Genomic DNA, 10,794 nt, shown 5'->3' on the forward strand with positions numbered 1-10,794 from the left:
CTGCTGACCCTGTCGATTTCCGCTGGGGTTGTACGACTAATCCAGTGCATAGGGCAGAACGCCCGTAATGGAGGACGCCATGAAATACCTTTGCCTGATCTACAGCAACGAACAGATCCTGCATACGCATCCGGACAGTCCGCGTGATGACGAGTGTTTCGCCTATGCCGAATCGGTCCACGCCAGCGGCCACATGCTGGCCGCCGAGCCGTTGGAGTCGGTGCAGACCGCAACCACCGTGCGCATGCGCAACGGCAAAGTGCGGATCACCGACGGGCCATTTGCCGAAACCAAGGAACAATTGGCCGGTTTCTACCTGATCGATGCCAAGGACCTTAACGACGCCCTACATATCGCGGCGCATATTCCGGCTGCGCGTGTGGGCAGTGTCGAAGTGCGCCCGGTTCGAACCCTGAATTTGCAGCAGTCTGCTCAGGCCGCAAGCCGCTGAGCGCAACGACCACAGGAGAACGTCATGAAAGCTGCTACCCACCTGGATACCCAGAGCGCCACCGAGGCTATCGGTGCGCTAATCAAACAATGGACCGCTGCGGTGCGGGACAAGGATCTGGATCGGATCATGGCCTATTACGCGCCTGACATCGTCGCTTATGACGCGATCATTCAGTTGCAATTCAAAGGCGCCGAGGCCTACCGCAAACACTGGGAGTTTTGCCTGGGCATGTGCGAAGGGGCGATGCTCTTCGAGCCGCGGGATCTGCTGATTTACGCGGATGACGATCTCGCTTTCGCCCACTGGCTGTGCAGTTGCGGCGGGACCGATGACAAGGGCGAGCAGAAATCATCCTGGATGCGGGCGAGCGCGGGTTATCGGCGCATCAACGGTGAATGGAAAGCGGTGCACGAGCATTTTTCAGCACCGTTCGACATGGAAAGCGGCAAGGCGCTGTTCGATCTGAAGCCTTGATGAACACCTTGCCACACACAGAGGAGAACAAAAATGAGTGTTAAAGCCAAACCTGAGGGCTATCACAGCCTGACGGTTTATCTGGGCGTCAAGGAAGCCGCTCAGGCCATCGAGTTTTATAAGAAAGCGTTCGGTGCTACCGAGGATTTTCGCCTCGATACGCCCGACGGCCGCGTCGGCCATGCCGCACTGCGCATTGGCAGTTCCATGTTGATGCTGTCCGAGCCTTGCGAGCAGGGCGCGCTGGGAAGCCCGGATAAAGCCGGCAAACCGCCGTTCGGGCTGCATCTGTATGTCGACGACGCCGATGCTGTCTACCAGCGAGCCGTTCAAGCGGGTGCAGAATCACTGACGCCGGTGGCCGACATGTTTTACGGCGACCGGACCGGCACCCTGAAAGATCCCTACGGGCACTGTTGGTTTATTGCGACCCACAAGCAGGATCTGACCCCCGACGAGATTCGCAAGCGCGCGGAAGAGATGTTCAAGCAGAGTTGAAGTCTGATATCTGTCAGCCCGTTTCTATTCAAGTTGCGGGCTGTTTCCTGTTTCTAACATGTAGTTTTCAATGTGTCGTGTAAGAAATTTCATTGCCGAATTTATTTATTACAGATGATTGTAATTATCATTTCGCGCGTTTAATCTCGCCGCCTACACGTCTGGTAGCGGTTTTGTTCACGGTGTGTAAGTCGTGAGTTTAGACTTTCCGAACTGGTTGTAGGACTATTCGCTGCAAATGATTGTTTTATGGATTGATCCTACCTTTCACCCGTCGAGCAAATTAATTGCAAAAAGGTACATCATGGAGATGACAGGTCGCGAGAGGGAAGTCTTGAGTCTGCTACTGCAGGGATTTACCAACAAACAAATTGCCGGTCATCTACAGATAAGTGCTTATACCGCGCGCGATCATGTTTCTTCTCTATTGAAAAAGCATAGCGTCCGCAGACGGGTGGAACTCATGGCTTTGCACCGGTACGCGGCCATGTGGAGCAAGTTTGATAGCTGCGGATAGCGCGAGAGTGAAAGTACACAATAGATCCCGGTCCAGGGACGATAACGCTGCACAACACAATAACAAAAGTTCTGTTTAGGTTAGGGAGTGATTCATGAGCGTTTCGTTTATCAAGGAAGACGGTTCATTACGGTGCCTGTTTGGGCATTATCTGCATGAAGGCCGGGGAGATCTTCATGCATTCCATAAATTGGCGGCCAGGCAATCGGCGCTGTCAAATGCCCTACTGAGTGATCAGCAGGCGCAATTGCTGGGGCCGCGGGGATTGCTGATGAACTTCGGCCGACAAATCGCGCGCCTCGGCAGACAGGCCCCTTTGCTGGAGGACGTACTGGAACTGGAGGATGGCGAACGCATGGAGTTGGCCGAGCATGCAGTCCGTTTCGTTCTTGGGCAGCATGAAAGATGCACCGCTTGCGATAATCCGTTCAGTGGTAATACTCGCGAGCTCCTGTGTTGTGTGGTCTTCGACGAGGGCGCGCCTTACACTCTGGCCGAACGTTATGCCGCGTCTGAAGCCTTGCGACAACTAGACGCCCAGTTCTTTTTCAGACTCATCGCGACCACGGTCAATACTGTCGAGCGTCGCTTTGTATTCCAGGGATTGCTCGAACATTTTGATCGCCTGCTGCCCATCGAACAGAGCATCTACCCGGCCGATTATCGTCAGGTTCAGCAGACACACCTGGATCGGGAAGAAGTTCTCTACGGTACGCTCGAACTGGATGAACCGATCAGCAAGCTCCTTGAAGAACACGCGCCGGAATGGCTATTGGAGAATATATCTACAGTTAATAAACGGTCTTGCTGATATGTTCGGCGATATATATAAGAGGCGATGATACTTGTTGGAACGAGGCTTGCCCGCGAAGGTGTAATGTCTGATGTAAATAAGTTATAGACAGGATGTACCGGCCGATTCGCGGGCAAGCCTCGCTCCAACGGATTTGTGATTTTGGGGTTCAGGACGCTGAAGCTTCCATATCCAGTTCTGGCTCGTCATTGGCAGCTAACGCGGGTTCTGCGGCGCAGATTCGATTGCGGCCTGTGGTCTTGGCGACGTACAGCGCCTTGTCGGCTTCATTGAGCCAGGCAGCTGCATCGATCAGGTAAGGCTGATAGGTCGCAATGCCGATGCTCAGGCTGATGTGAAGGTCCGGTAGCACGCTGTCGCGATAATTGGAGACTTCGTGATTGAGCCGCTCCAGAATTTCCCGAGCCAGGGTCTCGCTGGTGTTGGGCAGGATCACGCAGAATTCATCGCCACCATAGCGCCCCGCCAGATCGCATTCGCGCAGGTTGGCAACCAGTGCGGCGCTCATCTGCTTGAGCACTGCATCGCCGGAGATATGGCCGTGGGTATCGTTGATTTGCTTGAAGTGGTCAATATCGATCAGCGCGACGGTGGTCTGGCGTGCCAGCGTCTGACAATTGCCGAACTCGATCTGCAGCAGATCCTTCCACGAGCCGTGGTTGATCAAGCCGGTCAGGCTATCGGTACGGCTGAGTTTGCCAAGGATGTGTTTGTGTTCGCTCAGTTTCAGCGCAAGCCGGTAGCTGGAATAGCCTACGAACAACGGATAAATCACCAATACCGGCAGGCAGGCGTAGATTTGCAGCGCGGTGCTTTCAGGTACGAACGAGGGGAAAACCAACAGCATGGCGATCAGTGCGCCGAAGGTCTGGGCGAGGCAACCCAGCAGAAACAACCGTTGGCCGCCCGCTGCGACGTTGTGCATCCCCATCATCGCCAGAACGGTGACCGTTGGCAGCGGGCTGAAACCCATGGCCGCAGCCCAGAAGCCGCCAGCGATAGAGTCGCAAAGGATGTTGCGGCGTTCCGCGTAATAGGGCTCAGGGGAGCGTGTTGCCAGCCTCAGCGCAATGTGGGGCCAGGCCAGAACGTTGCAGGCCATCAACACCCAGATCCAGGTCGGCGGATGCAAGGGATAGAGCGTGGCCGCGACGCTGAAGCAACCGATGCTTACGCCAACACTGCGTGACCAATAGATGCGCTTGGCAAACGACAATCCTTTGCCTTCGTAATTCTTCATCACGTTCACCGGTGTACTGTTGACCGGCCTGAAACCTTGAACAAGACCGAAAGACCGGAGTTTGAGCCTCCGGCGCCGGTTATGGGAAGGGCCTTTCGCCATAATTAAAAAAACCGTCACAAATCATGTTGATTTGCGACGGTTTGAGGGTTTTCGCGACATGTTTAGTCGGTTTTCATGCGCATCGTCAGTACAGCGGTAATGATGGCGAGAACCGCAATCACTGCTGCGACATACCCTACATCGTGCAAGCCAAGGTGTTCGATGGTCATGCCGCCGATGACCGAACCCAGACCAATCCCGGCATTGGCCGCTGAAACGTTGAGCGTGCCGGCGAGGGCCTGGGCGTGCGGCGCAGCTTTCATGACGCGAATCTGGCAGATCGGGAACAGTGCGGTGTGGGCAACGCCCCAGACAAACAGCACCGCGCACAACAGCGGCAACGAACCCGCCGCGGGAACGCTGGCGGTCATGCCCAAGGCCAGCAGCACGGCGAAAACGATGGTCGATCCCAGCGGGCTGCGATCCACGTAGCGCCCGCCGAGGCCGTTACCAATCAGGCCGACCGCACCAAAGCCCATCAGCCACCAACCCACGTGAGCGGAAGGCACCAGCGCAATGCGCTCCAGCGTATCGGCGAGATAGGTGTAGGCGGCGAACATCGCCGTAAACAACAGGATCGACAGCACGAGATTGGCAATGAAACGCGGGTCGCTGAGGATTTTCGCCTGTTTGGCCAGCCCGACTTTTGCGGTCGGCGCCAGTGATGGCATGGAGATCCACAACAGCAACGCCATCAACATCGACAACACGGTCAGCGCCCAGAACGCGCCACGCCAGCCCACGGCATCGGCGAACAAAGTTCCCAGCGGAATGCCGAACAGCATGGCAGCGGAAATACCCAGATAAACCTGAGCGACCGCCTTGCCAGCGCGCTCGGGACCGGCCAACAGACTGGCAGTCTCACTGGCGGTGCCCCAGAACACCGGCAATGCCAGCGCCGGAATGAAGCGGGCGAGTGCCAACACCCAGATATTGCTGGAAACCGCCGCCAGGGCATTGGCCGCCGCGAATATCAGCAGAATGATCACAAAGGTACGTTTGCGATCCAGGTGCGAGAGCATCGCAGTCAGCGGCGGGCCAAACAGCATCACCGTAAAGGCAAACAGCGTCACCAGCAGCCCGGCGTCGGAAATGGAAATGCCCAGATCCCGTGCCATCGATGGCAGCAAACCAATGATCAGGAATTCCGTCGTGACGATCACAAAGCCGGCCAAGGCCAGAATGGCAATGGACAATCCCGCGCCGGTGGATTTCTCGCCGCTGGCTGTGCCGGCGGCGGTAGTGTCAAAAGAAGGCATAAACAAGACCCGAAATTAAGAATGCCGCTAGGTTATTAGAGAAACGACTTCTTATCTTTGGTGGTTTTTCCGGGCACTATGGAATCTATTTCATCAATTGACGCTCAGCCATGATTTCTACCGACCGCCTCAAGGGCATTGTCACCTTCGTCGCCGTGGCCAACGCTGGCAGCTTCACCGCTGCCGCAGAGCGCCTGAATCTGACCAACTCAGCGGTCAGCAAAAGTGTGGCGCGCCTGGAGAGCCGCTTGGGCATGCGTCTGTTCGAGCGCACCACACGCAGTCTTTCCCTGACCGAAGAGGGTACGGCGTACTACGCCGTTTGCAGACGTATCCTCGACGAGCTTGAAGATGCCGAGACCGCACTGGCTGCGCAGCGCTCCGAGCCAGCCGGCCATCTGCGTGTGGATTTGCCCGCATCCTTTGGACGGTTGCAGGTTTTGCCGCTGATCCTGCAATTTGCCGAACAATATCCGAAGCTGCGGCCGCATGTATCCTTCACCGACCGTTTCGTGGATTTGCTGGAGGAGGGCGTCGACCTCGCGGTCAGGATCGGCGGCTCGGCGGCCTGGCCTTCAACGTTGGGGCACCGTTATCTGGGCACCGAACGGGTGATTTTCTGTGCTGCCCCGAGTTATCTGCAACGTCACGGTGCGCCGCAAACCGTCGACGACCTGGCGGATCACGCGTGCATTCTGTATGGCAAGTCTTATGGCAGCACCAGCCCGTGGCTGATCGTTGATGCCACCGGACAGATTCAAATGCGCATGATGGACGGCCGCATCATCGTCGGCGACGCCGAAGCCCAGGTCGCCGCCGTTGTGGCGGGCAGCGGTGTTGCGCAACTGGCGACCTGGCTGATCACCGAACAACTGCAGCGCGGCGAACTGGTGGAAATCCTCCCGCAGCTGGCCACCGAAGGCCTGGACCTGCACCTGGCGTGGCCGCGTAATCGCGAGTCGTTGCCCAAGGTTCACAAGCTGGTTGACTGGCTTTCGGCGGCGTTGCGGGTGGACTGACCCGTGAAATGAACATTGACCCGCGTGCAGCCTTGGGCTGCAATGCAGCTCGCCGGTTCTCCACTGCGCAGCGCCCTTCAACTTTCGGCAACAGGAAGTCACCATGCCAGAGCTCTCCAGCCTCATCGCTTTTTCGCTCATTTGCCTGGGCATGGTTCTGACACCCGGACCGAACATGATTTACCTGATTTCGCGATCGATCTCACAGGGACGCAAGGCAGGTTTGATTTCCCTGAGCGGAGTGGGCGTCGGTTTCCTTTTTTACATGCTCTGCGCGGCGTTCGGCATCACCGGGCTGGTCATGGCAGTGCCTTACGCCTACGACACCCTGCGTTACGCCGGGGCAGTGTATTTGCTGTACCTGGGCTGGCAAGCCGTCAAACCCGGCGGCCGCTCACCTTTTCAGGTTAAGGATTTACCCAAGGACAGCAATCGACAACTGTTCCTCATGGGCCTGATGACCAACCTGCTAAACCCGAAAGTGGCTGTGCTCTATCTTTCGCTATTGCCGCAGTTCCTCACTCTGGACAACGGCGCCAGCGTGCTGAGCCAGTCGCTGATCCTCGGCAGCTGCCAGATCGCCGTCAGCCTCAGCGTCAACGCCCTGATCGCCATGGGCGCAGGTTCCATCGCCGTGTTCCTCACCCAGCGCCCGACCTGGGCCGTGGTCCAGAAATGGCTGATGGGTACGGTGATGTTCGGGTTGGCGTTGCGGATGTTGGCGGAGGGGCGAAGGACGTAAATTCAGATTCACCGACGTTTGGTCTAAAAAACACTTTTAGTGGAAATCAGCTGCTTTTAGGGCTTCAATTGCTGCCAAAAAAGCAGCGACCTCATTTCTTGTTATCAGTAATCGTCTTCAACAGTTCCCCATGAACCTTGGCGTCTTTCTGCAGCGAAATCACATTGACCATCGCCATGCGCTTACCCGATGCAGCCGTCACGGTGGTGCTCAGGACCTTGCCGCCATCGACGCTGCCGGAAATGTCCAGTTGCCGCACGCCCAGACCCCGGCGCACCATCTTCTTCTCGCCTAGCTCTTTGAAGTCTTTGTAACTGGCCTTCTGCTGCTCACGGGTGGCAGCGATCACGCCATCCAGCGTCGGGCCATCATTGCTCGAAACCTTCTCGCCTGATTCCAGCGGCGTTTCGGTCACAATCACCACGCGTTTGGCGCCCTTGTTCATGTACAGCGAACCCGTCACCCCGGCCGCCTTGGCCTTGGCGTCGATCTCCGGCATCGGGCTCTTCACGTATTCCTTGGGCAACCGGAACACAAACTTGCCGCCCAGCATCGAAACCTTCTGCCCCGTTGGCGCCTTCTGTGTCTTCTGCGCCGCATGATGCCTGGTCGCTGCATAAAGGCTGGCGCTGCTCAGACCGAGGGTAATGGCGGCGATGAATAGAACGGTTTTACAGCTGAAAAACCGCATTGGGTTTCCTCATGAAGAGCATTTGAATAGGCGTGACAGATGGCAGGCCAGCAAGTGCTGGCATCCTGCCTGAATGGGGGGAGGGATGTCGAACGCTCGTCGATTGAACGTTGGAGTTACTTTTGCGCAGACGAATGCGTGTTCAGTAAGTAGAACTCGTGAAGCTTGGCCTGTAACAGCTTCTTGTCGGGCAAGCGAGTCTGATATTCGGCAATCAGTGCCGGCGACAGCGACCGGTTCAGGGCGTACTCGACCACTTCATCTTCTTTGCTAGCGCACAGCAGCACGCCAATCGCAGGGTTTTCATGCTGCTTGCGCTCGTCACGATCAAGTGCTTCAAGATAAAACCCCAATTTTCCGAGATATTCCGGCTCAAAGCGCCCGACCTTGAGCTCGAACGCCACCAGACAGTTCAGGCCCCTGTGGAAAAACAGCAGATCCAGCGCAAAATCACGACTGCCAACTTGCACCGGATACTGTGAGCCCACGAAGCAGAAGTCCCGGCCCAGTACGCTGAGAAAGTCCTTGAGACGTTGCACCAAACCACGATGCAAATCAGCCTCGCCGTGCGTCCCCGGCAAGCTGAGAAACTCCAGCATGTAGGCATCTTTGAAGATGCTCAGAGCTTCGGGATGAGTTTGTCTCAGCACTGCTGAGATTTTTGCAGGTTGGGTCATCGAACGTTCGAACAGCGCTGCTTTGAATTGTCGTTCGAGCTCCCTGCTAGACCACTTTTCCTGGATGGCCATCCGCAGATAAAACTCGCGCTCTTCAGGACGCTTGCTCTGGCTGAGTATGATCAGGTTTTGGGTCCAGGGTATTTGTGTCAGCAGTGCTGACACTATTTCATTGCCTCGGTAGGCTTCGTAAAACTGCCGCATCCGGAACAGGTTACGGCTGGTGAAACCACGCAACCCTGGCTGACTTCTGGCCAGATAAATTGACAAGAGAAGAATCTTGATCTCGCGAAATGTACATCCCGCATTGCCAGCTGGCGTAGGAGCAAATGCGCTGCTGCGACTACTTAACCACCATCGGCGCAAATATCGCCCGAATCCCCCGACACTTCGGATAGGCCGAGCAACCCCAAAAATTCCCCCCGGCATTTGCCCCGGTCCGGGCGACGCGCATGACCATCGCTTTGCGACAATGTGGGCAGGCCGGAGCTTCGGGCTCGACGGGTTGTTCCTTTGGCGGCGTAGCGATTTTGACTTCAGGCTCGATAACCGGCTCGACCCGAGGCTCAAGGTTGACCGGCTCTGCTATCGGCGTGGGCGCGACGCGCTTGGCATCCGCAATCCAGCGATTCAACAAATCGCCATCCACTAACTTCAGATTGCGCCCCGAGGCGAATTCCTTTGCCGCTTTGGTAAATCGCCCACTGCTAATCACGAAACCGCCTACAGCGCCTTCAGCCGCCATTGCGCCGTACAGTTCACGAACCACCGGCACACCAACCTGCACCGAACGCCATTGCTTGCACTGCACCAGATACTTTTCGCCATCCTTGCGTGCCACCAGATCAATCCCGCCATCCGGCCCGGCGCCGCCCGCTTCCTGCACGCTGAAACCCTGATGCCGCAGTGCTTCGCCCACCAATAATTCGAATTCGCGCCAACTGATGCTCAGCAGCGTATTGCCACCGGGTGTAGCGGTTGAATCCAGCAAGTTGCGGCGCTTACGTCGCCCCAATAACGAACCCAACGCGCCGCCGAGGAAAAACATCGGCAGCAGAACCTGGCCAAACGTCGCCATGCTTTTGAAGATTGTATTGATCAGCATCGGGCTCAGCTGGCGCGTACCGGCATAAGTCGGCAGCGGCTCAATGGCGACCGAGTGCAGATACAAGCCCGATGCAACGGCCAGAACGATGCCGAGCCACCAAGGCAATTTGCTGGCGGCCGAGAGCAGGGCGGGGAGGTTTGACGAGTTTTTGCGGGACATGTCCGTTGCCTTTTGCGAACTGAGCAGAAGCTTCCTGTGCGAGTCGGCAATGGTGCGCAATTGTCCCGCTTGAAGTAAAGGCCTAAAGCCATGCTGTGATTTAGAGGAACCTGCTTAGAGGTCGTTACGGACGGCAAACGCAGAGCCCGCTCACTCCAACGGACTTCAATTAATCTGTGGGAGCGAGCTTGCTCGCGAAGAGGTTGGCACTTCCACGTCAACCCCGCCGCCGAACCGACTCAACCAAACCCAACCCCCCGCCAAACCGCCCGCCACCAAGGCAATCGCCCGCGACCCCGCACCGAATCCCCGGACAACTGCCCATGGGGCAACATCCTCGGCATATCCCGCAACCGAATCCACGGCTCGCTCTGCCAATGCAGCAAACACACCGACAACTCCTGCCACTGCAACACACTCAAACTCGGCGAACCGTCATTACCCGGCGCCCGATCGTCACGCAAACAAGGCACCACCTCATTGGTAATCCAGCGCCGCAAATGCCGATTCTCCGCATGACAGTGATGCACCAACATCTCGTAAATCCCCGACTCACTCACCATCAACTCCTCCTCAGGGCCGTAATGATTACTCAACACCATCACCCGACGCTGATCGTCATCCAGCTTGCGAGTCGTGCGCTCATTCAACGGCCAACCCATCAAACGACTGAAATCCCGGGCGCAGAACCAGACCTGGGATTCCAGGAGAAGTGTGCGCAGTTGGCGGTTGTGGCGTAGGAAGATGGTGGGTTGGAGGGCTTCGGTTGTGGGTTGCCTTGGTAAGTCGAGGTTAAGCATTTGTGAGATCTCTGCATTTTCAGCCTTTGCAAGGCTATAGGCGTCGGGAGTTAAGAAACCTCAAAAGCAGAGAAACAAGGCCGGACGTATTTCCCTTGCGGGTCTTGTATTAGTCCACTCCCGACATACAGAAATTTTAGGACGCGCAGTCGGAAGCCGCAGGTACAAAAAAGCCGCATTTTATCGGGTGCGGTCTGGCCGCTGCTTTGAGGTTTTGGAGCGTTTCTTAGGCGCGGTGCA

12 protein-coding genes and 1 pseudogene are annotated in these 10,794 nt (G+C 56.7%); 7 read left to right on the top strand and 6 right to left on the bottom strand.

What is annotated here, in order from left to right:
- Nucleotides 1–79 precede the first annotated feature (79 nt).
- The 5 genes from ACP7E4_RS03130 to ACP7E4_RS03150 all read left to right on the top strand — a co-directional run bounded on the left by ACP7E4_RS03130 (nt 80) and on the right by ACP7E4_RS03150 (nt 2,754).
- The gene (locus ACP7E4_RS03130) at nt 80–451 is read left to right on the top strand and encodes a YciI family protein (protein WP_341520961.1); all 372 of its coding nucleotides are present in this window, start codon (nt 80–82) and stop codon (nt 449–451) included.
- Nucleotides 452–475: 24 nt separating this feature from the next.
- Complete coding sequence (locus tag ACP7E4_RS03135; RefSeq protein WP_426111970.1) at nt 476–928, top strand: YybH family protein; 453 nt, start codon at nt 476–478, stop codon at nt 926–928.
- Nucleotides 929–961: 33 nt separating this feature from the next.
- Nucleotides 962–1,426 (top strand): VOC family protein, encoded by a 465-nt coding sequence (locus ACP7E4_RS03140; protein ID WP_426111968.1) that lies wholly within the window; start codon nt 962–964, stop codon nt 1,424–1,426.
- A 304-nt stretch (nt 1,427–1,730) separates the two neighbouring features.
- Entirely contained in the window at nt 1,731–1,943 is a 213-nt protein-coding gene (locus tag ACP7E4_RS03145) for a LuxR C-terminal-related transcriptional regulator (RefSeq protein ID WP_426112074.1), read from the top strand.
- Between the two features lie 94 nt (nt 1,944–2,037).
- Nucleotides 2,038–2,754 carry a hypothetical protein gene (locus ACP7E4_RS03150; protein ID WP_426111966.1) on the top strand — a complete coding sequence of 239 codons (717 nt, stop codon included), beginning with the start codon at nt 2,038–2,040 and terminating at the stop codon, nt 2,752–2,754.
- Between the two features lie 151 nt (nt 2,755–2,905).
- Here ACP7E4_RS03150 and ACP7E4_RS03155 read toward each other — a convergent pair whose 3' ends face one another.
- Nucleotides 2,906–3,997 (bottom strand): diguanylate cyclase, encoded by a 1,092-nt coding sequence (locus tag ACP7E4_RS03155; protein WP_426111964.1) that lies wholly within the window; start codon nt 3,995–3,997, stop codon nt 2,906–2,908.
- Between the two features lie 164 nt (nt 3,998–4,161).
- Nucleotides 4,162–5,358 (bottom strand): MFS transporter, encoded by a 1,197-nt coding sequence (locus ACP7E4_RS03160; protein ID WP_426111962.1) that lies wholly within the window; start codon nt 5,356–5,358, stop codon nt 4,162–4,164.
- A 110-nt stretch (nt 5,359–5,468) separates the two neighbouring features.
- On the opposite strand from ACP7E4_RS03160, the gene ACP7E4_RS03165 reads away from it, so the two are divergent.
- A complete protein-coding gene (locus ACP7E4_RS03165; protein ID WP_426111960.1) occupies nt 5,469–6,377 on the top strand; it encodes a LysR substrate-binding domain-containing protein in 909 nt (302 codons plus the stop codon).
- A 103-nt stretch (nt 6,378–6,480) separates the two neighbouring features.
- Nucleotides 6,481–7,119 carry a LysE family translocator gene (locus tag ACP7E4_RS03170; protein WP_426111958.1) on the top strand — a complete coding sequence of 213 codons (639 nt, stop codon included), beginning with the start codon at nt 6,481–6,483 and terminating at the stop codon, nt 7,117–7,119.
- Between the two features lie 91 nt (nt 7,120–7,210).
- Here ACP7E4_RS03170 and ACP7E4_RS03175 read toward each other — a convergent pair whose 3' ends face one another.
- The 4 genes and pseudogenes from ACP7E4_RS03175 to ACP7E4_RS03190 all read right to left on the bottom strand — a co-directional run bounded on the left by ACP7E4_RS03175 (nt 7,211) and on the right by ACP7E4_RS03190 (nt 10,554).
- Entirely contained in the window at nt 7,211–7,810 is a 600-nt protein-coding gene (locus tag ACP7E4_RS03175) for a polyribonucleotide nucleotidyltransferase (protein WP_426111956.1), read from the bottom strand.
- A gap of 116 nt (nt 7,811–7,926) precedes the next feature.
- Nucleotides 7,927–8,788: pseudogene (locus ACP7E4_RS03180) on the bottom strand (PDDEXK nuclease domain-containing protein).
- A gap of 42 nt (nt 8,789–8,830) precedes the next feature.
- Nucleotides 8,831–9,754 (bottom strand): restriction endonuclease, encoded by a 924-nt coding sequence (locus tag ACP7E4_RS03185; protein WP_426111954.1) that lies wholly within the window; start codon nt 9,752–9,754, stop codon nt 8,831–8,833.
- Nucleotides 9,755–9,993: 239 nt separating this feature from the next.
- On the bottom strand, nt 9,994–10,554 hold the full coding sequence (locus tag ACP7E4_RS03190; RefSeq protein WP_426111952.1) for a BRO-N domain-containing protein: 561 nt from the start codon (nt 10,552–10,554) through the stop codon (nt 9,994–9,996).
- Between the last annotated feature and the right edge of the window lie 240 nt (nt 10,555–10,794).

It is taken from the genome of Pseudomonas sp. DSP3-2-3, assembly GCF_049898225.1.
Lineage (GTDB): Bacteria > Pseudomonadota > Gammaproteobacteria > Pseudomonadales > Pseudomonadaceae > Aquipseudomonas.